Consider the following 22,634-nt stretch of genomic DNA (forward strand, 5'->3'; position numbering starts at 1 on the left):
AAGTATTTAAAAGGCTCGCCTCGTGCGGGCCTTTTTGCGTTTTATGGAGGATGAATGAAGAGAGTGATTCTTGCCCTTATGCTTATGGCCCTTTCAGCGAATTCATATGCTGAAAAGTGTGAAGGGTTTAATGCTTGTTCAGAGCTTTTTTCAAAGCTGACAGGAAAGAAACTTTCTATCGACAACGCAATCTCTGATGAGATGACAATGGCGGTTGAAGACACTGACCTGACAAAAGAAAATGCTGAAAGTGAGTATGCACTTTACCTGAATAAGAACGTGATTAGTTACTTCAAAAAAAATGGGCAACTTATTTCTCAAAGAAATGGTGAATTCATTTCAGCTCCGATTTATATCGTGAGCAAAGGAAATATGCCGCAAATGTTCAGTAAAGAAGGGTTGGTGACTTTAGTGTACCACTCGCAAATAGACCCGGATAAATTCTCTGCAAAAACCAGAGGAATGCTTTCGAAGAAAATGCCGAAACCTAAATCAGTAAACAAAGTCATTGCTTATAGAGAAAGTAAAATCTTCGTAGTCAGCGACACTTTTGAAGTGGCCCAAAAAGTCATGGAACAAGTTTTTAAAATGGATAAATAATATGATCACAGGGTACAAAGACATTTATTACAATGTTAAAGACATGAAAAAAGCCGTGACCTTCTATCAAGAAGCATTACAGATGTTTGTTGAAACAGGAGACGAGTATTGGACGAGCATGGTTGTTGGTAACCTGTGCTTAGGGCTTCATTGGAATGAAGGCCAGGATGTTCCAAAAACTGTACGCGATAGCCACGGGCAGGAAAATGGAGGAACGCTGACGCTTTCTTCAGACAATATCGAAGAGGACCGTGCACGCATTGAAAAATACGGCGGAAAAATCCTAAGCGAAAACAAGCAGCCTTGGGGGCATATGCTGGTGTTTGAAGATGTTGACGGAAACATTTTAAAGTTGATGAAGTAATCTTTTTAAACGGCAGGGTGTCCGCAAAGTGGATACACTTCCTGCCGTTTCTCCCATTTTCACCGTGCCGGTTTTTAAAATCCCCATTAAGATAGACGAGAGTATGAAAAACGAATTAGTAAATTTAGGCCTTGAACTTTTAGATCAGCAGCACTTCGATTCACTTGCTGTTGGCGTGATTGACTTTAAGAATAACTCATTTGAAAGCTTTGAGATCGCTGCCACGAATGTTGTATCGCCAAAGCCTTACTTATATTTTGACCTGGCAAGTTTAACTAAGCCTTTGACGAATTCAGCGGTGAGGTTAAAGGAGCCAGGACTTTTTGATGAAAAGAATTCGCTTCTATTAAATCACATTGCGGGTCTGCCAAGCGGAGGGCTTCTCTCGAAAGATACATGGAGAGAAGAGCTCCTGGCCTACGATATTAAATTGTCTCCGACTTTATACTCTGATTACTCATCTCTTCGCTGTATGCTGGAGATTGAAAAGAAGTCGGGTAAAAAATTAAAGGATTTATGTTCGTATTACTTTGATCCTGAAATGCTTCACTGGAAAGAGCTTCCAGATGGGGCCTTTTCACCAGAGTATGGAATCCGAAACAAGCATGTAGTGAGTGGAGAAGTTCATGATAATAATTGCTACAACATTGGTGAGTTTATTTCTCACGCTGGCTTATTTGCGACTGTCGGAGGCCTGTGCCGTTCACTCCTTAATTGGAATAAGACGGTAAAACTTAACGACCAGTTAACAGAGGCTTTCAAGTCACACAAAAATGAAGACCGCTTTATCCTGGGTTTTGACCACGTCATGGACCCGGAAAATACGCTGGCAGGAAAAGGAGCTACGACAAAAACCTTCGGGCATTTAGGATTTACCGGAACATCGTTCTGGATAGATCTTGAACAGCAAAAAGGTTCAGTTATTCTGACTAATGCCACTCAAACTTATTGGTATGAACGATCGGGATTAACCCATCTTAGAAAAACACTTGGTGAAGCTATCTGGAGGATTTAATGAATTCAGTGTCGAGTTTAGTTGTTGCATTTGGAGTTGCTTTAGGCGGATTTTTTATCGGTAACGGAATTATTCAATTTAAGAAACTAGACCGTGTGGTGGAAGTTAAAGGGCTTTCAGAACGCGTGGTAGATGCCAACGAGGCGAGATGGTCACTGACTTATAACGTGGCTTCAGACAACATGAGTGATCTCAATAAGAAGATTAGCGACACTCAAAAGACAACGTTAGCTTTTTTAGAAGCTGAGGGTTTTACAAAAGAAGAAATTATTAAAGACGCTGGAAATATCACAGATAAAGAAGCGCAAGAGTACGGTGAGAGAAAAGGCGCGCGTTTTGTGGCCCGTGGTGGATTTGTAGTGACGAGTACAAAAATTGATAAGCTGGTTGCCGCCAGCCAGAAGACCGACGAGCTTTTAAGCAAAGGTGTTGCTCTTTCCGGAAGCCGTGTGAGTTATTACTTTACGGCCTTAAATGATATCAAACCTCAGATGCTGGAAGAAGCGACTAAAAACGCCAGAGCGGCAGCTCAGAGTTTTGCGGCCAACGCTGGTGCAAAGGTAGGAGACATTAAAAATGCGTCTCAAGGGCTTTTTTCAATTGGATCGCCGATTAATGATTACGATGCCGATTCGTCGCTAAAGAAAAAGGTGAGGGTTGTAAGTCAGGTGATTTTTTACTTAGATTAAAAACAAAAAAGGGGCCTTAAAGGCCCCTTTTTATTTTAGTTATTTTCTAGTTTTTTGATTTCTGCCAGCGAAAGAGTTTTAAGCACGATTCCATTGTATTCGCCATTATCGTCAGTCTGAGCGTCAGCTGATTCACCGATTGTTACCATATAAGAAACATCAAAGAATCTTCCTGTTCCATCGCTTGTGAAACCGATGAAGAATGTATAACCGGCACCAGCAGAGGCCCAACCACCTCTACCAAAAGATGTTCTTACTTCTTTTGTGATTGTGACTTCACCACATCCATCAATCCAAGAATTATCAGGCGTGCTTTCTGCATCACACATATCGTTTTCAATTTCTTTTGCGATTTTATAAAGTGGAGAAGTTGGGTCTTTTAAAAGTTCGTTGATGAATTTTTCATTTTCTTGAGCATCAACATAACCAGCAGCTTGAGTTCCATCTGTTTCTTCTGTCTTGATAGTAACTGTTGCTTCTGTCGCACTAACTTTTTTATATGTGCGTGTTTCAGTGTCTGCAAATACATTGTTTGATAGGGCAAGAACTAATAGACCAAGAACGAATGCCTTCATAAAGACTCCTCATAAGTTTTGTTTGTGCCGGCATTATAGGGAGGCTTAGAAAAAAAGGGGAAAAAGGTGGTTTTAGCTGTAAAAATTACAGAATTTGGCTGGCTTAATGATTATTATAGGAAGGGATTTTAGTGATTTGCTGACCTTCAATACGCTCCTTAGTTCCTCTTATGGGACGGTGAAAGATCATTTGAATAGAGTCAGGAAGAACGGTTTGCGATAAACTGGCCGGCACGCGGGTGCTACCCACATTGATTGTGCGCTCATCGATTTCTGTTTTTACGATGAAAGGTATTTTGCCTGTATGCGATCGATTCCAAACGGCCATGGTTCTTTCTCCCGTAGTCGGAGTGGCCATAAACTCAGTTTGATCAGGACCAATATATCTGTAGGCGTTTCTTAAAAAAGAGTAACTGCCTTCCAGGTCTGGATGGACAAAAAGTTTGTAATATTTTGTTCCACTCACCACAAGGAAAAGCTGGGTGGTGATCTTTATTTCAAAATCAGAAGAGTACAACATCTTGGTGTCTTCTTCCTGAATCAGGTAGTATGCGAGAGGAAATTTCACTGGCTTTTTATTAGTTAAGGATTCACGTTTAAGCAGTGTACGCACTTCTTGTGGAAGGGCGTCCTGGGCCGTCAGCTCAGACACGTGTGCCTTCATCAAATATTTTGATGATTGGGTTGAGATAGTGACATTGTTGTCACAACTTACAACCAGGGCACACAATAATAAAGCCGTGCGGCCGTAGGAAAACATAGAGCTCCCCGAAAACTATAAGATCTTCATTAACCTCGACATCGCTTCCATACAAGTTCCGCCAACATCAAGGCCTTTAACTGCGGGGACAGCTCCTTTACCTTGATAGAAAGCTTCCAGAGCGTTTTCCGTCTGGCTTGTAGGAAGAAAATCTAGTGTTACGTTACCGTTGTAAGTGACGTTCTTATAAAGACCTGCATTCTTAAATCCTGAAAGTGAATAAATCTTCACCAGGAAATCCGGATCTGTTTTTTCCGGCACTTTTAGCCAGACCATGTTTGGATCATCAATGGCCGTTTTAACGTCGATGACTGCAAACGCTTTCATCTTATCTAAGAAGGCCTGATTTTCTTTTAGTGCTTCTTTCATCACTTTTTCACTTTGTGGGCTTTTCGCTTTAAAAGTCACGGCCAATTTATCTTCTTTAGGGTTCCATGTTCCTTCAACAAGTGACTTTGAGAAGGCCACTTCGAATTCTCCCGCTTCAGGGTAACTCTTTTTCATCTCATGAATGACTTCACCAATTTTGACCAGGCGATCAAGAAGGAAGCTGTCAGTGAAAGAAGCTTTTTTCTCAGCAAAGGCCAGGATCTCCTGTTGAGTCAGGTTCTTGTTTCCTTTTAAGCTAGAGTAAGCGTAGTAGCGGAAGGCCGGAGTTTTCTTTTCCAGTGTTCTTAAAACTAAATTTTTAATTCCTTCCAATTGTGTTGGAGGAGTGTACTTTGTTGCTGCTGGGATTCCTTTCGAATCTCTTTCAAAAAGTTTTGCCAGAAGTTTGTTTTGTGAATTCTTCCTCTTCGAGCTAGTGGCATGAGCAAGAGTTTCAGTTTCACTTCCTAAGATATCAGAGATCAGAAGAAAGATTTCTAAGTTGTCTTTTGGACCGTTAAAAATTCTTCTCAGGTAAGACGTTTCAACTTCAACAAACTCAGAACGCGCTTGAGCTTTTGCCAGCCACGCATGGCTTTCTTCAAAAGGAGAGCCTACGTGTTCTACTGTACCACCGTATTTTGCGCCTTCGATTTTCATTGGCTGAGACATCATCTGTAGAGCGGCTTCACCATCTCTTACTTTGGCCGGAGAAACCAGGTCTCCAACTTTATATTCTTTATTGGCAAAAGCACCAGCTGTTCCCATGTATGTTACATTGGTGTGGCCGGTATTTTTTAGGGCCTGGGCGATAGGAATAACTTCATCTCCCCAAACGTTAGAAACAACACGCCAGCGAACTGGTTTTCCATCGTTTCCTTCAAAAACGTAGTCACACATTTCAATGGTAAAGTTGTCATAGTTATAAAGTTTAAACTTACCTGGAAGCAATGAAGGATCTTTGGTAAATTCCGGCTCAAATAGGGCATAGGCATCTTCGATGATTTTTTTGTCTTTGAAGATTGCCTCGTGTCCACCAACACTGTTCATCATCATAAAGAACTTTTCACGCTCTTTTGTTCCAAGAGATTCGAGTTTATTTTCAAATGCAGCGCGGTTTTTTTGGTAGTAGTTCTTCAGTGCTCCCATTTTCCAGAAGATGTTGAACTTTCCATCGATAGATTCTTTTTGTCCGATGATAACACGGTCTGCTTTTGGAAGTAGGCGAAGTTGAAGAGCATGTTCTTCAGCTTTGGCCGCGTGGAATTTTTTAATATCGCCTTTAACGATAACCTTACTGTTTAATTTTCCACCAGAGAAATTAGAAAGAGAGATCTGGTGAGATAAGTGGTCTAGACGGTCTTGTCCACCGATGTTTGTAATAGCATAGCGGTAAGTTTTTTCACCCGGGTATTGGATGATGTAAATCTTATTATAGTTTTTAGCAAAAGGTTTTACTTCATAAAGAAGCTCGCCATTTTTATCTTTTAGTTCCTTTAAAAACTCGCGGCTATCTCCAAGGTGAAATTCGATAGGGCGGTTGTTCTCGTTAGCTTCCCAGAAGATAGCTCGCGTTGTTCTGTTTGAAATATAATGTCCTGAATCCAGAGTCATATCTTCTGGTGCCAGGATTTCCGGATTGAGCACGGTTCCCGTGTTGATATCAGTGCTCGTGCTTGGCATAGTCAGGGCAATATCCAGCTTACTAGGAGCTAAATTGAAAGCCTCGTTAAGTTTTGTCTTAAAAAAGTTGTAGCCCCACTTTAACTGAGTTTGTGTCACACCATCAGTAAGCTTCTCATCTTTTAGCAGATCCCAGATGATTTTATCGTAATTGTTCGCATCCTTAAGGGCGTCTGTGTCCAGGTTCATTTTCATGATGTCTTGAACATCCAGACTGCGAAGATATTTAATGATTGGCTCAGGGATTTTTCCTTCCTGCGCGACTGAGTACTCATTCAAATAGTATTTGAATTTATCCACAGATAAGTAATAAGCAATTTCTTCAACACTTGAAGCAGGCAGACGCTCAACAGACGGAGTTGCCATACCTGGTTTTCCAAACTGCACGCTCGAGCAGCTGGTGATGAAGAGAGAGAGAATCAGAAGTAGTGATGTAAATTTCATATCAGTTCGCCATCCAGAAAAGTTCGATGAGGTCCTTGCAGTTCATCTCTCCTTTAGGAGAGATGGGCGGCTTCGGGTCACCTTTCGTTAAAAATTTTTTATAAAAGGCCAGGTTAGAAGCAGCGGGGCTTTTCCCCGGAACAGCAACCATGCCATCGTATTCACCTTTAAAGAAATCGTAAGTGTTCTTTTTGATTTTAAGCAGAACTTCTTTTTTCTTAGCTTCACCGAATTCACTGGCGATAAGCTTTTCTAATTGATTATCCAGGTACTCCAGGCGTGCATACTTCTTATCCTCTGGTAGAAGATCGATGTCTGCAATACCTACAAGTTCATCAGGAAAAGTATTCAACGGAACAAGATACTCAATTTCATTGTCAAAACTAGAAGCATAATTAAAATTTAAAAGTCTTGGGTCTAACAGATAAGCAGAAACCTTTTCTCCGCCAAAGTTATCTGCAATATCAAAATTTGGTGTGTAGGAAAGAAACGGACTTCCTTTTGGGTTTTCTGAGTGACGCTTAAAAATTGTACTGATTCTAGCAACCTGGGCAAATTCATTGCTGCCGTCTGAAGTTGTCGCAATAAACTTATCATTCATTGATTCAAGTGAACGAAGTCTTCTGTTCCATGATCCTTGGTTTTTGACCATGCCTGATGACATAATGAAGGCTTTATTCTGAATAATGGCCTCTTTTTCCGTTAGCTCTTTTCCTTTGACCACAGCACGATGGATATAGTCTCCATCAAGTCCACGATAGATTAAAACTCTTTGTTCAAGAGGAACTGGTTTTTCAATAACCTCTAAATAGGTTTCCCAGAAGTTTTTTTCAAAAGGGGCCATCTCTTCCCAAGGAAGATACTTCTTTAAGATGGAAGCGGCTCCCGCGCGGTCATTTTTGGCAATAAGAGTTCTGAATTGTTTTGCTTCTGGTGCTTTATCTAAAGCGTCTAAGATGCTTTTTCTTTTGGCCTTATCTTTGGCCCTTTGAGCTTTAAGTGCTTTGATTTCAGAAGCGATTTTACTTCTTTGATTTTTTATATCTTTGCTGGCCTTTTGATACTCATCACTATTGAAAACAGCGTTGTCGATCCCGTGAATGTAGTGCTGTTCGGAGTCGCGCAGTTTTAAAAAATTATCTATTGCAATAGGATCGCCCTGTCTGGCGTTGTAATACATTTCAAAAATAGCTTGTCTCGTATCTAGTTTGCCGGAGTCCAGAATCTTGCTAAAAAAATCCATGAGTGCATAGCTGGCCACATCGTCTTGTAGCGCTCCTGGTGCATGATAGATTCTATAAACGAGTTGAGACGTTTTTGGGTCAATATCTAATTCAAGGTGAAAAGCTTCACCTTTTGGGAGAGACTTGCTGGCAACGAATTCAGAACGAGGAACATCGTTTTTGTTATAAGCTCCCAGGCTGATATTTTCTGAAATAACTTTTTCAATAGTTTCTTTATGATTCGTTTTTCCTTTTACTGTCGCAGAAAATGAAAAGGCATTTTGAAAATATTCACTATCAACTTGAGCAGGTGAGCGCTCAGTAAAGCTTGAACATCCCGCTTGAATAAGCAGTATGCTTAGTACGAATAATGATATTAAATTTTTCATAAGAGTCTCCAACACCTCAGTGTTTCTTCGGTAACATTTGGCTTATGTTTTAGGGTTAAATATGTTAAGATACAGGTAGAATTCACTTATACCTGACAGGAAAACTCATGAATTTAGCAAACAAACTTGACTATAGTGCTTTAAGAAAGCTGCAAAAAGATATTAAGCGAGTGTTTTTTTACAGAGTGTGCGGAACCGGAATGGGAGCTGCCGCTTGTTTGTTAAAAGAAAAAGGATATGACGTTGAAGGCGGGGATATTAATTTTTATCCACCGATGAGCACTTATCTTGAGTCGACTGGTATCCCATTACACAAGCTTGATAAAATCACTCAAGAATTTTTAAAGTCATTTGACCTGATCGTAGTGGGGAACGTTGTTCCAAACGGCGGACCTGATGCTCGCATGATTGAAGAGCTTGGTGTGAAGTTTTCATCTTTCCCGACAGCAATCGGTGCACTGGTTTTAAGTGATGTGAACGTTATCGGGATTGCCGGAACTCACGGTAAAACGACGACGACTTATCTAGCGACACAGGTTTTTGAAAACCTAAATGCACTTCCTGGTTATTTAATCGGTGGTGTAATGGAAGGACGTCCTTCTTCAAAGCTAGGGAGTGGGAAATACTTCTTCATTGAATCAGATGAATACGATTCAGCTTATTTTGAAAAGATCTCTAAGTTTAGGTCTTACTCTCTTGATAACCTGATTTTAACTTCTCTTGAATTTGACCACGCTGATATCTTTAACTCAGTTGAAGAAATCAAAGATCAATTTAGAGCTGCTATTCCTCATATCGAAAAAAAGTTTATCATCACATCTGATTATGTGGCGGCCAATGAACTCTTCAGCGAATTTAGCAACGGAGATAAGACTCGTTGGATGAAGTATGGAGAGAATTCTGAAGTTGGACCGAAAATTCTATCGGCCGATCCTTCAGGGACAACATTTCAGTTAAAACTCAATAAAGAAGAATACACTTTCCAGACAAACTTGATTGGAAAGCATAATGTCTTAAACCTTTCTGCTGTCATTATTTATGCCTTAACGGAAGGGTTCTCTAAAGAAGAAATTGCCAACGCCATCAAAGATCTGCAGATGGTTAAGCGTCGTCAGGAAGTTCGCGGAGTCTATAAAGGCGCCCTTGTGATCGATGACTTTGCTCACCACCCGCGTGCAGTTGAATTAACTCTTGATGGAATTATCACCAAATACCCTGGAAAAAATATTCACGTTATTATGGAGCCGAATTCGGCAACAGCAAGAAGTGCTATTTTCCAGAAAGAGTTTGAAGAATCTCTAAGACGAGCGGCTTCGGTTATTTTCACTAAACCAACAAGACCAACAAGTGTTAAAAACGTTGGTGACCTGGACATTTATAAAATCGTTGAAGAAGTTAAGAAATCGGGAAGGCCAGGAAGTGTGGTCGGGACTCTTGATGAATTGATGACTGAGATTGAAAAAATCACCGGGCCACAAAATGTCGTTCTTATTTTAAGTAACGGAACTTGTCTGGGCCTTTGGGAGTCTGACTTCGTTAAAAATCTTTCTAAATAAGAATGTATTTTTTTATTCACATCATTTCGCTCTTGTTTGCGTCCCAGGAATTATGGGCGAAGAGCAAACTCGACCAAGCTGTACTGACAGAGTACTTAAAAATCCAAAAAGAGTATGCTGAGACAACTTGTGGACTGGCCACTGAACAGACCTATAAAGACCTGGATGTGAAGTACCGTGGTGACGGGAACTTTATCCCTGTAGCGTTTGATCAAAAAGTAGATCAAAAAACGGTTAAAGCAAACCTCCCTCTAATCAAAGAAAAAATCGCCTGGATTAAAACGCAGTCAGAGTTGATTAAAAAGACTCCAAGTTTTGAAGAAGTGCTACAGATTTTAAAACGAATCGAAAACGAGGTTCAGGTTTTACAAGAAGCCAAGAAAGATTTCTTTTTTGCTAAAACTAACGACCAGAAAAAAGATATTGAAGAACGTGCTCAAAAGCAGTTCGCTCAAATGATGAAGGAAGTTGAAAATCTTAAAAATGCAGCTCCTTACTTGCAGAGTTTTAAATTTCCTCTGGATCATTTGGGGCTTCGTGCAGAATACGAAAAATTTAAAGGAATGAATACGAAAGAAGCCAGGGCAAAAGCGAACTCTATTTATCTTTACCGCCGTATTGTTCAGGATGGCTCTTACGATGAAAACCTGACTCGCAATGATTCTGTTATCCGTGCCGGTTTTGATACACTTTATCTTTCTCTCAATAAAGACAAAAGCCGCACATTTTTAACTGATAATGAAAGAGCAGATTTTAAATATGTTCTGACTAATTTTAAAATACTACTGGATTTAGGTAAGGAAACGCTGGTATCTCGTTATGATGAATGGGCCTCAAGGACAGAGCGCAGTTTAACTTTTTATCAAGACCTGGCCGATGGAAAAAAGATTAAATCTGATGGAGCAGTAAGCGCAGCAGATATCGCTACAATTTTAGAGGATAGGGCCCGCTCTTTATATAATTTAAAAGAATTTGTTTTAAAGAAGGAAGCTGAAGCCTACACATACTGGTCAAAAAAATCAGAGCTCTTTCAATACCTATACGCAATTGAAACGATTCTCTATGCAGAGGTTGGGCGCATTGATGCCCCGGATGCTTTGGAAAGAAGAGATGTGGCCCAAGTTGTGATTAATCGTTTCTCTCATCCGATTTATAGTGAAATCAGTTCAGCTGATTCCATTTTTGATTACCTCCCAAAAGACATGAAGACCAAGGACAACAAATGGCTCAACGTTCTTTTCAAGGAAGGGGAGTTTTCGTTTACTTATTTTTATATTCCGGGAAACCTTCATATTTACTGTCCTGATATGACTAAAGTGGGCCAGTTCTTAAGAAGAGAAAATGTGCGCATTGCTCTTGAGCTTTTGAATAGCCCTCGCAAAAGCTTTCCGGCCCTTCGTTATTTTTCTCGTATGAGCATGTACGGGCGTATTGAAATGGACTCCTTATGGGAAGGTTATAAACCTCTAGGGGAAGTGCCAGGTAGACTTACCCGCAATACTAAAAAGCTCGCGGAACTCTTCAAACAGGACCGCTATAAATTCCTGTATGACTTCACGGTGGCCGATAAGAAAAAGACCTATTTGGTAGTGGAAATCCAAGGAAGGCCGTATGTGGTCGACTTTAGTAACCCTAAACAGGTTTATTACTACCGTAACCCCAATCAATTTCGTTATTTTGCTCCTGTAAAATAGTTGCTCAAGGCCATTAGTGGGTGTATATTCCCACGAAATACACTAGAGTATTATTTATTTAGGTAGAATTTATTTACCTGTAATTTGCGGAGAAACGTTTATGTTAAAAGATTACATCTTTACATCTGAGTCTGTTACTGAAGGTCACCCGGATAAAATCGCTGACCAAATCTCTGATGCGGTATTGGATGCAATGCTAGCTCAAGACCCAAAATCACGTGTTGCGTGTGAAACACTAATCACTACTGGTCTAGTTGTTCTAGCAGGTGAAGTGACAACAAACGCTAACGTTGATTTCCAAAAAATCGTAAGAAGCACTGTTGCGAACATCGGATACGATGATTCAAGAAAAGGGTTTGACGCTCACACTTGTGGTGTGACTGTTGCTCTTGGAAAGCAGTCTCAAGATATCGCTCAAGGTGTTAACGAAAACGAAGGGACATACCTTGAACAAGGTGCAGGGGACCAAGGTTTAATGTTTGGTTACGCAGTTAACGAAACAGCTAGCTTCATGCCACTTACAATCGATCTATCTCACAACCTAGCTCGTAAACTTTCTGAAGTTAGAAAGAATGGAACTCTTCCACTTCTTCGCGCTGATGGTAAGACTCAAGTTTCTGCTCAGTACGTGAATGGAAAAGTAGCTCGTCTAGATGCTATCGTTGTTTCTACTCAGCACGCTGAAGAAATGACTCTAAAACAAATCGAAGAAGGAATCAGAGCTGAAGTTATCAACAAAGTTGTTCCAGCTAACCTAATCGATAACAACACTAAAATCTTCATTAACCCAACAGGTCGTTTCGTTATTGGTGGACCAATGGGAGACTGTGGTCTTACAGGAAGAAAAATCATCGTAGATACTTACGGTGGACACGGAGCTCACGGTGGTGGAGCTTTCTCTGGTAAAGACCCTTCAAAAGTAGACCGTTCAGCTGCATACGCTGCTCGCCACGTAGCGAAGCACATCGTTGCTGCTGGTCTTGCTGAAAGAGCTCTAGTTCAAGTTGCATACGCAATTGGTGTTGCTAAGCCAGTTTCTTTCCTAGTTGATACATTCGGAACAGAAAAAGTTGATATGACTAAGCTAAACGCAGTTATCAACGAAATGTTTGATATGAGACCAAAAGCTATCATCCAAAGACTAGATCTTCTAAGACCGATCTATTCTCAGACAGCTGCTTACGGTCACTTTGGACGCGATATTTTCCCATGGGAAAAACTAGACCGTCTAGACGAACTAAAATCACACTTCTAAAAAAAAGGCCCTCGGAAGAGGGCCTTTTTTTTTGCCTATAAATAATCTAAGTCTTTTTCTTCTCTAAAGCGTTTGCCATCAATGTCGACACCGAGAATGTAGCGGTGAGTTTCCGAACACGAACTAACAAAATATTGGTCGTAAATTTTTAATTCAATTGTCTTTTGGGCAATGGCATTGGGCTGACCGCTTATTTGGTGCAGGTAGTGCCATTCATTTTTTACCGAGTTGGAAACAGAAAGGCCGCATTTACCGTCCTCACAACGTCCATAGGCTTCAAAGCTGCCAAGACCTGTGACGATCTCTTCACTTACGAGTTGGACATCATCAGGCATGCACCCCGAAGCAAAGACATTAAAAGAAAAAAACAGAGAAAGGAGAAGAAGAAATTTCATAAAGACTCCTAATAGTTTGAGAGACTGAGCTGATCAATAATTTGGTTTTTTGTAAGGTGATCATTTGTTCCAGGATCAATTCCATCTTTAAAGAGATCGTTTAAAAGAGCAGCAAGTCTTAATCCCCCAGTTAATAAACGCTCTTCTGTTAGAGACATACTTTGCTTTTTATAGTCGTCATTAATAACAGAAACTTCATTTGGTTTTCTTAAGCAAAGGCCTTGTGGATAGAGACCATCGCGTAGGAGTTGTCCTTCGTGAATCCATTCAGAAAAATTGAGAGAAAGATCTTTAGGGGAGTTATTTTTGATGATGTCATCAGCGTATTGAATAAAGCTATACTGACGGATGCCTGGATTTTCCATTTTTAATCTTTTGATGTCGGCATCAATGATTTTTCCATCCCAGATTTGGTGCAAGGAGAAAGGTTGTTTATCCCAAATGACCATACAGGCATTGGCACCACTATCTGATTTTTTCCCGATATGCATTGGCTGATGAACATCTCCTGCGACGTGAAGAAGATATTTTAAGGCCGCGATTTTTACACTGCGGGAAACTTTAGGGTCTTTAATAAGGGCAGGGTATTTTGTAAGAACAGTCATGGAATCCTTAGGATCATGGGAATGTTCAGGGAGAGAGTCGTAAGAGTCGGTGGTGTCGATGCTGATATAATGATAAGGCTTAAAAACTTCGAAGTCTGGATCGTCGCGGACATCATCCGGCCAGACAGCGGCAATGGCCAATCGCTCGGCCCCAAGAATTGAAGTGATAGCACTGCGAGCATTGGGTGTTAGGTTGCGCTCGGCAATTTCTCCAACGGTCTGATGACCTATAGTCCCCCAGGCGAAAGCGGCATTGGTATAAAGGCATAGAAACAAAGTCTTAAACATAACTCCTCCTGCTTTTATTAGCACCACTAGATACAAAGGATTCGAATTAAATAAAAATATATATATTTAATATGTATGATATATTAAATATATGAATATCAATTTGCTTCATCTCACTTACTTTTATCAGGTCGCTAAGAGTGGCAGCGTAACCGGTGCCAGCCTGGTGCTTAAAATTCAGCAACCAGCTCTTAGTATTATGCTTAAAAAATTTGAGGCCAGCGTAGGCTTTCCTCTTTTTGAAAAGAGAGGAAGGAAGATTCAACTCACTGACAAGGGAAGAGAGTTGTACCGTTATGCTGAAGACGTTTTTTTGAAAGTTGAAAAGCTCGAAGAATTTATCGGACAAAAAAGCGAAGAGGTTGCCGGGCGCTTGAGAGTGGCTACGAACGATCTTATTGCTCATCATATTCTCTCTCCCATTGTGGCCCGTTGGCTTGCAGAGTATCCTCTTGTAGATATTTCATTGCAATTCATCAGCGCGCAGGAAGGCTGTGAGAAGATGCTAAAAGATGAAATTGATTTTGGCCTCTTTTTTTATGGGCCGGAAGAAATGAGTGGCATTGAATTTGAGAAAATCAAAAAGCTCGCTTTTATTTGTGCGGGAGTTAAAAAAAATCACGAGGTCTTTATTGGGTCGCGTGAAGTCGATTATACTTTGGTAAAGAAACTTCCTACGTTTGATAAGCTCAAAAAGATTTATCCAAAATTAAAGATTAAAATCAATTCGAATGGGTTGTTACTTCATAGAGAGCTTGCATTAAAAGGGGCAGGGGCAGTGGTTCTACCAGAGTTCAGCCTAAAAGAAGATCTTAAAAAGAAGCAGCTAATAAATTTATTACCTGGCGAGAAGTTAGAGTTTTCATTGAAACTCTATCAGAGACGAGGAAAACTCTTTAATAAAACTCAGGAACTCTTTATCGAGTCTGTCATTGGTGAGTTGAAGTCTCTCTAGTTTTTTCATCTTTTCTTGCACGAATCCTGGCCCTCGATTCACCCCTTATGCCCGATGGATGATCCTTTTGGGGCCAAGGGCGATTAAACTAACTATTTGAATAAACTTTAAGGGGAGGCAATGCTTCCCCCCTTGCTCCTTAATCTTCTCTCTGGCACCATTTTAATGATGAATAAATTTTTGTTATTCACATTCATTATCTCTTCAGCTCTTCACGCAGAGAATTCGCGTTCTCCTGCTGTGCTTGATGGCTCATGCAATTTGGATATTCCTACGACTTATAAAGTTGTGATTAACGGCAAAGAAGTTGTTAAGGAAAAGGATGCACTTGAACTTCAGAAGGAGCAGTGTAAAGAAGTGAAAAAGTGCATGAACTCTGCTGAAGAAGAGGAAATGGAAGAGTTAAAAAGTCTGGAAGCAGTTGCGTGCAGTAACACTCTTTCGGCCGTCACAACAAAAACTCCAGGTCCAGTGGTTGATAAAAACTTCGATGGAAAGAGAAAGGCTAAGCCAAACACTGAGCTGGAAAACACTCGCCCAGAAGCGCCTAAGACTGAGACAGTAACCAGATGAGGCAGCTTCTTTGAATATCTTTGATGTCGTTTTGTTCACATGTAAATACATTCCATTTTGGGCTGTCCCTTCAGGACTCATCAGCTTACACTTCGCTTATACATTTTGGTTGAAGGACTACCGAGACATTGCCTACTTTTGGGTAGGAATAACCTTATTTTGTCTTACAGCTATCGCCGTTTATTTTGCGATGGGTGGGCCAGATGGAATAACAAAGAATTTAACTCAAGCTTTTAGCTAGTTAGCCTATCTTATCAAATCAGTCGGAAATTGTTGCCCCGTTTAAAATTGGATGTTGAGAAATTGACACTGACTCCATTTCATTGCTAGCATTTTTCTACAAGGTCAAATGGATTGACCTTTTTGGTAAAGCTTTAATTTCATAATTTCTTTCAAGGACGCGAAGAGTGAATGATTTTCAATTTCTCCATACTTCTTACGAACAAGATCCCACCAGGGATCAAAAGGGGTCTGGACTGACAAATCAAATGAAGCTCCCGGATATTTATCTGGTCGAAGATGATCGCGTTTTAGGAACGACGATTAAGAAATACCTTGAAAGAAAGCTCAATCTCAATGTTCATTTTTTCCTTACTCCCACTGAATGCCTTTTAGAACTCGATAAAAAAATCAAAGCAGAAACTGTTGTTAACCAAAAGCCATTTTGCTTAATCACAGACATCAGCTTCGAAGCTGGTGGTTCTGACGGACTTCTTCTTATCGATCTTTTAAAAGAGCGTGGACACCACTTTGTTTCAATCGTTATGACAGGCTTCGCTTCAATTGAAACGGCCATCAATGCGACTAAAAAAGGGGTCTTTCACTATTTAACAAAACCTTTTGAACTGGATGTCTTAAGTGACCTGGTAACGAAGGCCTTCACTAAAAAATTAAACGTTCCAGCTTCTGCCTTTGCGGCCGCTGAAACGATGGCCCAGAAGTCGGTTGTTTCGCAGTCGACTCAAGCGCCTCACTTGTTCCAATCAAAGTTTAAGATCGAAGCTCCAGGCCCGGATGACATTTTCTGTGGCATGGTTGGACGCTCTAAACAGATGAAGCAGGTTTTTGAACGCATTAAAAAAGTAGCAGCGAGTGATTCAACTGTTTTCATTTCAGGACCGTCAGGGACAGGGAAGGAACTAGTAGCGAATGCTCTTCACAATCTTTCTCCAAGAAAAGCGCACAACATGGTTTCAGTAAACTGTGGAGCGATTCCTTCGGAGCTTTTAGAGAGTGAATTATTTGGACACGAAAAAGGAGCCTTCACTGGAGCGATCTCTTCTCGCAAGGGACGTTTTGAAATGGCCCACAGAGGAACCATCTTCCTGGATGAAATCGGGGATATGCCACTTCTTCTTCAAGTAAAACTTCTTCGCGTGCTTCAAAACAGAGTGATCGAAAGAGTTGGTTCAACTGAAACAACTGAAATCGATGTTCGCATCATCACAGCGACTCACAGAAATCTTGAAGACTCAGTCTCTGAAGGAAATTTCAGAGAGGACTTATACTATCGCTTAAATGTTATTCCGATTAAGATCCCGGCCCTTTGTGAGCGCCGTGAGGATATCCCGCTAATGATTTCGTACTTCCTGTCGAAATTCGTAAGTGCGGATGGAAGAAACAATATTGAGTTTGATGATGAAACACTAGAGCTTCTTATTGGGTACGACTGGCCAGGAAACGTCCGTGAGCTAGAGAACTTAATTGAAAGACTTGTTATCTTAAAAGGTGGAAACCAGATTAAAGTTTCAGACCTTCCAGCAAAATTCTTAAAGACGTCTCCACAGAACGTCGAAGCCTATAAAAATATTATTTCTTTACCGGACGAGGGTGTTGACCTTAAGCAGCTTCTTTCAGACATCGAGGACTCGCTCATTAACCAGGCCCTTGAAGTAACTGGTGGAAATAAGAATCAAGCTTCTAAACTTCTTTCAATGAACCGCACGACGTTAATTGAAAAGATGAAAAAGAAAGGGTTTCTTCAACTCAACTAGTAACGAAATCTTAACCATTTCTTCACACCAATCATTTAAATTTTAAGTTATAAGTCCTCCAACAAAAAATTGGAGGATTTATGAAACTAATCGCTTTTTTATTAGCTATGCCAGCTCTTGCATTCGGAACAACTTGTTACAAAGCAGAAACTGCTACTCCATACAAAGTGCCAAGTGTTCTTTGTCTTGAATCAATCGTTGATGGAACAACTTACAATCAACTAGATGTTGTGAGTGTAGATGGAAGCTTTCCAGCTGCTCTAAAAATCACGGAAACTAGCCGCCACAATGAAGACAGACTTAACTTTAAGGCAGAGGCTGTTCTTGTTGATATTTGGGAATCAGGATGTGGAGACGGGATCTCTGCAAAGCTTAATGTAAAAGGACAACTTGCTTACGGTGAAATCAATGCAGAATCTTTAGCTGTATCTGTAGATACTGAAGTGACAAACGATACATGCCACTCACACCCATGGTTAGAAACAATCAATTACAAACTAGTAAAATAGTAAAAAAAGAAAGGCCGCTTAAGCGGCCTTTTTTATTTCATTAAATTTTTAAAATTAAAGAGAAGCTCTCCAGGCCTTTAGTTCTTCAACTAATTTAGCAGAAACTCTTTCGCCTTTTCCGATTGGTGGCATCGGGCGGTTCATCTCTTCGAACGCATCGGTCATGCGGTAGAGGATTTTGTCGTAGTTTTCAACGATAACTTCTTTCGAAGTTAAGTCCATTCGGCGTTTGTTGTTTGGATTGTGGCATTTTGTACAGCTTGCTTCAAAAACTGTTTTCTGAATATTGAGATAGGCCTGGTCTGCCTTCCATGCTTTAAGCTGTTTAATGACCTCTGGGGACACGCGGTTTCCTCTCGGAGGCATATAATCCACGCCAAGATCGAAAGCATCAGTCATGCGGTAAATGATGTCGTCGTAATTTTCCAAGATCAATTCCTTCTTAGTTAAATCGAGACGGCCTTTTTTGACGGCGTTTTCAGGGTTGTGACATCTCGTACAGCTCATATCAAAAAGGTTCTTTTTGATATCGAGATATACCAGGTCTTTTTCAACTTCAGTCTCGGGTTTATCAGTGTCAGTTTTGATTGGATTGATGATTGCTTTGCCTGATGAAAAAGCAAGCGGGCCTTTATCAGGGTCGATAAAATTACATCCGGCCAGGGCCAGTAAAAGAGTTCCCATCACTACGTTTTTCATATGAGCTAGGTGTACCTTTAAGAGGGTTTCTTCTCAAGAGAATTGAAGAATTTACAGGTGATTTTTGATGTTTATCTTTTAGGCATATGACCAATGACACAGCATCAGACACACTTGAGACAGGCGACTATCTACTGGATATGTTTAGATGGAGAGTTTGGTCGTTTCTTTGCAATAGCTTAGGACATATGAAAACACTACTACTGGCATTCTCACTACTTTTTATGAACTCACAGGCCTTTGGGGAAGAGGAAAACAGGCTTAACCCATTTGAGTCGGATGGCTGTTCAATGGTTCCGGATTCGGAGCCTTTTAGCAATAATGACTGGCTTAATTGCTGTATTCCTCACGATATCAATTACTGGAAGGGGGGGACAGCAGAAGAGAAAGAGAAGACTGATATGGCCTTTAAGGCCTGTCTGGAAAAAAACAAAATGGGGAAATGGTTAAGCACCATTTTCTATTATGGTGTTTCACTTGGTGGGACTCCGAAAATTAAAACCACATGGAGATGGGGTTATGGGTGGGAAAAATCTCGTTCTTTTTCTCCGCTGTCGAAAAAAGACCTAAAGAAGATCAATGAGTATAAGGATCTATTTAAGTTGCCCGTCTATGTTCGTTCGCAGGAGCTGGTTGAGGCCATCGTCGATGCTTTTACCACGAGAAATACATGCAAAGACGACATGAGAAAACGTATTGAAAAACACATGACGTTTAAAACGCCGGTGAAAGAATTTAAAATGCACAGAATTGAAGGTGGAGATGACCGCTACCAGATTTTCTCACCTGAATGTAAAGCAGGATATATGGTGGTGGATTTTCATCCGCACCCGTTTGCGCCGGACCTTTGTGTGTTTAGTGATTACTATTACTACCAGGTCGAGCGCATTAAGAGTTTCTTAGTGTATGGCGATTGCCAGAACTTCTTGAAGAACAAATAGATTACTTATTATCTTCTTTCTTAATAGATTCTCTAATAAAGAATTTAAGAACCTTGTTTCTATTTGCCCCACCAACCAGCGATCTCAGGTCTTCATGCAGGCCTTGATCGTAGATAAGCGCGTGGAGAGTCCCAGGTCCTTCTTCAATTCTTTTTGTCATGCGACTGATAGAGTCGCTTGAAGCTTTAAGATTTGCCAGCGACTGTCCAAGGTTTTTGTCATTTAAGCTCATCATTACCTTATTACTATTGGCCGTCAGGCTTTCGATGTTGCTTAGGATTTTATCCAATCTTCTATCTTCAATGCTTGAAACTAGTTTATCAAACTTCGTCAGAATGCTACCGGCTGCAACCACTAGGTCTTCACTTTTAGTGATGATGTGATCAATTTGAGAAGCTTCATTGGTCGCTAGAACATCTCCATCTTTAATTCCAGGAGCAGAGTCTGTTCCACCCGAGATCTCAAGGAATTTGTCCCCTAAAACCCCCTGAGTTTTAAAAGTCATTGTTGAGTCTTGCTTAATCCATGTGCTGTATTTTTCAGTTACACCAACAGTAATGACCAGAGTGTCCAGGTCTTTAAAATCGATCGATTTAACACTTCCAACTTTAATCCCTCTTAATTGGACAGCTGCTCCTTCTTTTAAGTTTTGAGCACTCTTAACTTCAGTGCTGATATAAACCTTGCTGGAAAAAAGCGGGTTCTCTTTATTGAGCATAAAGACTGTTACCATCACAACCACCAGGAGGACCGAGATGAAAATACCAGAGATAAGATAATTTTTTCTATCAGATGGCTTAAACATAATCTATTCCTTATGCACATGAAACTTCATAACGACAGGGTCATTAGAAGCTTGAAATTTTTCAGGAGTATCATCAAAGATAATTTTCCCTTGATAGAGAACGACGATGCGGTCGCAAAGGCTCAACGCCGAAGGGATGTCGTGAGTAACAAAAATAGAGGCCAGCCCTTTTTCTTTCAGACGTTGCATAAGCGAGACAACGTTCAGGGTGTTGGCCGGATCAAGACCTGCAGTTGGTTCATCATAAAGAACGACTTCAGGATTTAAAATCATGGCTCGGGCCATGCCCACGCGCTTTTGCATCCCGCCGGACAAATCTGAAGGCATGATTTCTTCTTTTCCCGGGAGGTCGATCAGTTTTAGCATCTGGGCGACTTTATCTTTAATTTGCGTGTAACTAAAACGAGTGTGTTCAAATAAAGGGTAGGCGATGTTTTCAAAAACGTTGATTGAATCAAAGAGGGCGCCACTCTGGAAAGAGTAGGAGATTTTGATTCTATAAGGGGTCAGCTCATCCTCGTCCAGGTGATCAAAACGTTCGTTGTGAAAAAGGATCTGGCCCTTATCAATGCGCTCAAGCCCGATGATCGAGCGAAGAAGAACAGACTTACCTGTTCCTGAGCCGCCTAGAAGACCGAGACTTTCTCCTTTTCTAAGAGTGAGATTGATCCCGCGGTGAACGGCGTTGTCTCCAAAGCTTTTATGAATGTCTTTTAGCTCTAATATTACGTCGCTCATTTTATCCCCAGATCACCAGGAAGATTTTACTGATAAAGAAATCTGTGATCAGAATCAAAATAGAAGCAGTCACTACAACCCACGTGGTTGAGACTCCAACTCCTTTTGTTCCGTCTTTGGTATGAAGACCTTTGTAGCAGGCAAAGATCGTGATGATTCCGGCGAAGATCGCGGACTTCACAATCCCTGACATATAGTCATAAAACTTTACGGTTGAAAAAACTTTGAAAAAGTAAAAGCCAGGAATGATGTCGAATTCAGACATGCAAACAATCATTCCGCCGAAAATACCGACAGCAAATGAAAGGGCCGACAATAAAGGAAGCGAAATAACCAGCGCCCAAAAGCGAGGGACAACCAGGACTCTGACAGGTGATGTTCCAAGTGCTCTAATAGCGTCTACTTGTTGAGTAACATTCATCGCTCCGATTTCCGCAGCGATCCCTGAACCTACCCGGCCGGCAACCAACAGGGAAGTAAAGAGTGGCGCCATCTCGCGGGCAAGAGATAAAGATACAACGGCCGGAACATAAAGAGTTCCGCCAAATTTTGTTAGGCCATAACCAAAGTTCAGGGTCATAACCAGACCCATGGTTAACCCGATAACTACGGTAATAGAAGTTGAGCCAAAACCCAGCTGGTTGATCTGCTCCATTAGTCTTGAGACATAAAACTTTCCGCTAAAAGTGCATTTTATCGTTTGGTAGAGAAGTTCGAAAATTTCGCCCATGAAAATAAAAAACTCACGGGCCTTTTCGATTCTTCGGTCAATTGTATTTTGGATCAATGCTTTCATTTAGTTTAATTTTAACAGTTCAATGAATTTATTAAAGTCAGGTGTATCTTTATCCAGGTTCTTTTGGCCTGTAGAGATAAGAGCGAAATCATAAATACAGTTGTTCTTCTGAGTTGTTAAAATGCGGAAGTATCTTTCAACACCATCAACTGCACCTTTAGCAATAACAAGAGAGGCATCTCTTCCTTGATGAGAAACGATGGTCTTCTCTGAAATCTCAACATTGCTGATGCCACTTAGGATAGAGTTCGTAAGAGTTGGCAGATTGCTTTGGTCGTATCTTCTGCAGGCACTATTAAAGATAAAGAAGCTGTTTGTTTTTGTATTGCTTAAAGCAAGGTCTGAACCTTGATTGTCGATTTCTTTCCATGGAGCTTTGAGTGTTTTACTTAAATGGTTTTCTACAGTAGCGCTTTTTGTATAAGCACCGCTGTCGGTTTCACTTGATGAACAAGCGATAATAAAGAGGAGTGATATAAGGAAGAAGTTTTTCATAAACAGTCTAAAGTACTCGGTTACTACCAAATTTATTACCTTTATTAGAAGATTGTTCTAAATGATTGTAAATAGATTATTTCTTTCATCTGTCAAGGAATTGACCCGGCATTTTATGCCTGCGAGAAAAATTTTCCTTTTAAAAAATCCAAAAAAGGGTAAGATCAATAAGAAGTCACTTCAGGATGAAGAGGACAATTACAGCCTTAAACTTTAGGACAATTT

At 40.6% G+C, this 22,634-nt stretch carries 23 protein-coding genes; 12 read left to right on the plus strand and 11 right to left on the minus strand.

Features of this window, described 5'->3' with window-relative positions; translation table 11 throughout:
* The first annotated feature begins 54 nt into the window (after positions 1–54).
* The 4 genes from AC6JA8_RS02300 to AC6JA8_RS02315 all read left to right on the plus strand — a co-directional run bounded on the left by AC6JA8_RS02300 (position 55) and on the right by AC6JA8_RS02315 (position 2,668).
* Positions 55–600: a hypothetical protein gene (locus AC6JA8_RS02300; protein WP_497975588.1), complete on the plus strand. Its 546-nt coding sequence runs from the start codon at positions 55–57 to the stop codon at positions 598–600.
* A gap of 1 nt (position 601) precedes the next feature.
* Positions 602–964 (plus strand): VOC family protein, encoded by a 363-nt coding sequence (locus tag AC6JA8_RS02305; protein ID WP_497975589.1) that lies wholly within the window; start codon positions 602–604, stop codon positions 962–964.
* 103 nt (positions 965–1,067) lie between these two features.
* Entirely contained in the window at positions 1,068–1,979 is a 912-nt protein-coding gene (locus AC6JA8_RS02310; RefSeq protein WP_497975590.1) for a serine hydrolase, read from the plus strand.
* Complete coding sequence (locus AC6JA8_RS02315; RefSeq protein WP_497975591.1) at positions 1,979–2,668, plus strand: SIMPL domain-containing protein; 690 nt, start codon at positions 1,979–1,981, stop codon at positions 2,666–2,668. The genes AC6JA8_RS02310 and AC6JA8_RS02315 overlap by 1 nt, the downstream gene beginning before the upstream one ends.
* A 35-nt stretch (positions 2,669–2,703) precedes the next feature.
* On the opposite strand, the gene AC6JA8_RS02320 is transcribed toward AC6JA8_RS02315, so the two are convergent.
* From AC6JA8_RS02320 to AC6JA8_RS02335, 4 genes are all read right to left on the minus strand, one after another.
* Positions 2,704–3,243, minus strand: coding sequence for a hypothetical protein (locus AC6JA8_RS02320; RefSeq protein WP_497975592.1), 540 nt, complete (start codon positions 3,241–3,243; stop codon positions 2,704–2,706).
* Between the two features lie 103 nt (positions 3,244–3,346).
* A complete protein-coding gene (locus tag AC6JA8_RS02325; RefSeq protein ID WP_497975593.1) occupies positions 3,347–4,003 on the minus strand; it encodes a hypothetical protein in 657 nt (218 codons plus the stop codon).
* A 15-nt stretch (positions 4,004–4,018) separates the two neighbouring features.
* A complete protein-coding gene (locus tag AC6JA8_RS02330) occupies positions 4,019–6,499 on the minus strand; it encodes a hypothetical protein (protein WP_497975594.1) in 2,481 nt (826 codons plus the stop codon).
* Position 6,500: 1 nt separating this feature from the next.
* Complete coding sequence (locus tag AC6JA8_RS02335; RefSeq protein ID WP_497975595.1) at positions 6,501–8,111, minus strand: hypothetical protein; 1,611 nt, start codon at positions 8,109–8,111, stop codon at positions 6,501–6,503.
* 107 nt (positions 8,112–8,218) lie between these two features.
* Between AC6JA8_RS02335 and AC6JA8_RS02340 the strand changes: the two genes are divergently transcribed.
* From AC6JA8_RS02340 to metK, 3 genes are all read left to right on the plus strand, one after another.
* A complete protein-coding gene (locus AC6JA8_RS02340) occupies positions 8,219–9,667 on the plus strand; it encodes a UDP-N-acetylmuramate--L-alanine ligase (protein WP_497975596.1) in 1,449 nt (482 codons plus the stop codon).
* A 2-nt stretch (positions 9,668–9,669) separates the two neighbouring features.
* Positions 9,670–11,361 carry a hypothetical protein gene (locus AC6JA8_RS02345; protein WP_497975597.1) on the plus strand — a complete coding sequence of 564 codons (1,692 nt, stop codon included), beginning with the start codon at positions 9,670–9,672 and terminating at the stop codon, positions 11,359–11,361.
* 100 nt (positions 11,362–11,461) lie between these two features.
* Positions 11,462–12,616 (plus strand): methionine adenosyltransferase, encoded by a 1,155-nt coding sequence (metK, locus tag AC6JA8_RS02350; protein WP_497975598.1) that lies wholly within the window; start codon positions 11,462–11,464, stop codon positions 12,614–12,616.
* 35 nt (positions 12,617–12,651) lie between these two features.
* On the opposite strand, the gene AC6JA8_RS02355 is transcribed toward metK, so the two are convergent.
* Together AC6JA8_RS02355 and AC6JA8_RS02360 are read right to left on the minus strand one after the other, a co-directional pair.
* Positions 12,652–13,011: a hypothetical protein gene (locus AC6JA8_RS02355; RefSeq protein WP_497975599.1), complete on the minus strand. Its 360-nt coding sequence runs from the start codon at positions 13,009–13,011 to the stop codon at positions 12,652–12,654.
* Between the two features lie 8 nt (positions 13,012–13,019).
* Positions 13,020–13,904: a S1/P1 nuclease gene (locus AC6JA8_RS02360; protein WP_497975600.1), complete on the minus strand. Its 885-nt coding sequence runs from the start codon at positions 13,902–13,904 to the stop codon at positions 13,020–13,022.
* A 91-nt stretch (positions 13,905–13,995) separates the two neighbouring features.
* Between AC6JA8_RS02360 and AC6JA8_RS02365 the strand changes: the two genes are divergently transcribed.
* The 4 genes from AC6JA8_RS02365 (at position 13,996) to AC6JA8_RS02380 (ending at position 17,935) form a co-directional block, all read left to right on the plus strand.
* Positions 13,996–14,859 carry a LysR family transcriptional regulator gene (locus tag AC6JA8_RS02365; RefSeq protein WP_497975601.1) on the plus strand — a complete coding sequence of 288 codons (864 nt, stop codon included), beginning with the start codon at positions 13,996–13,998 and terminating at the stop codon, positions 14,857–14,859.
* Positions 14,860–15,024: 165 nt separating this feature from the next.
* The gene (locus AC6JA8_RS02370) at positions 15,025–15,432 is read left to right on the plus strand and encodes a hypothetical protein (RefSeq protein ID WP_497975602.1); all 408 of its coding nucleotides are present in this window, start codon (positions 15,025–15,027) and stop codon (positions 15,430–15,432) included.
* A 407-nt stretch (positions 15,433–15,839) separates the two neighbouring features.
* Positions 15,840–17,426 carry a sigma-54-dependent transcriptional regulator gene (locus AC6JA8_RS02375; protein WP_497975603.1) on the plus strand — a complete coding sequence of 529 codons (1,587 nt, stop codon included), beginning with the start codon at positions 15,840–15,842 and terminating at the stop codon, positions 17,424–17,426.
* 80 nt (positions 17,427–17,506) lie between these two features.
* Positions 17,507–17,935: a hypothetical protein gene (locus AC6JA8_RS02380; RefSeq protein WP_497975604.1), complete on the plus strand. Its 429-nt coding sequence runs from the start codon at positions 17,507–17,509 to the stop codon at positions 17,933–17,935.
* 54 nt (positions 17,936–17,989) lie between these two features.
* Here AC6JA8_RS02380 and AC6JA8_RS02385 read toward each other — a convergent pair whose 3' ends face one another.
* Complete coding sequence (locus tag AC6JA8_RS02385; protein WP_497975605.1) at positions 17,990–18,634, minus strand: c-type cytochrome; 645 nt, start codon at positions 18,632–18,634, stop codon at positions 17,990–17,992.
* A gap of 188 nt (positions 18,635–18,822) precedes the next feature.
* On the opposite strand from AC6JA8_RS02385, the gene AC6JA8_RS02390 reads away from it, so the two are divergent.
* Complete coding sequence (locus tag AC6JA8_RS02390; RefSeq protein ID WP_497975606.1) at positions 18,823–19,575, plus strand: hypothetical protein; 753 nt, start codon at positions 18,823–18,825, stop codon at positions 19,573–19,575.
* Between the two features lies 1 nt (position 19,576).
* Here AC6JA8_RS02390 and AC6JA8_RS02395 read toward each other — a convergent pair whose 3' ends face one another.
* Genes AC6JA8_RS02395 through AC6JA8_RS02410 form a run of 4 tightly spaced genes read right to left on the minus strand, consistent with a single transcriptional unit; the run spans position 19,577 to position 22,409 of the window.
* Positions 19,577–20,380, minus strand: a complete 804-nt coding sequence (locus AC6JA8_RS02395; RefSeq protein WP_497975607.1) for an MlaD family protein — start codon at positions 20,378–20,380, stop codon at positions 19,577–19,579.
* Positions 20,381–20,383: 3 nt separating this feature from the next.
* Positions 20,384–21,118, minus strand: coding sequence for an ABC transporter ATP-binding protein (locus tag AC6JA8_RS02400; protein WP_497975608.1), 735 nt, complete (start codon positions 21,116–21,118; stop codon positions 20,384–20,386).
* Between the two features lies 1 nt (position 21,119).
* Positions 21,120–21,914, minus strand: a complete 795-nt coding sequence (locus tag AC6JA8_RS02405) for an MlaE family ABC transporter permease (protein WP_208107777.1) — start codon at positions 21,912–21,914, stop codon at positions 21,120–21,122.
* Positions 21,915–22,409, minus strand: a complete 495-nt coding sequence (locus AC6JA8_RS02410; protein WP_497975609.1) for a hypothetical protein — start codon at positions 22,407–22,409, stop codon at positions 21,915–21,917.
* Positions 22,410–22,634: the final 225 nt, after the last annotated feature.

The sequence above is a fragment of the Bacteriovorax sp. HI3 genome (assembly GCF_059738875.1).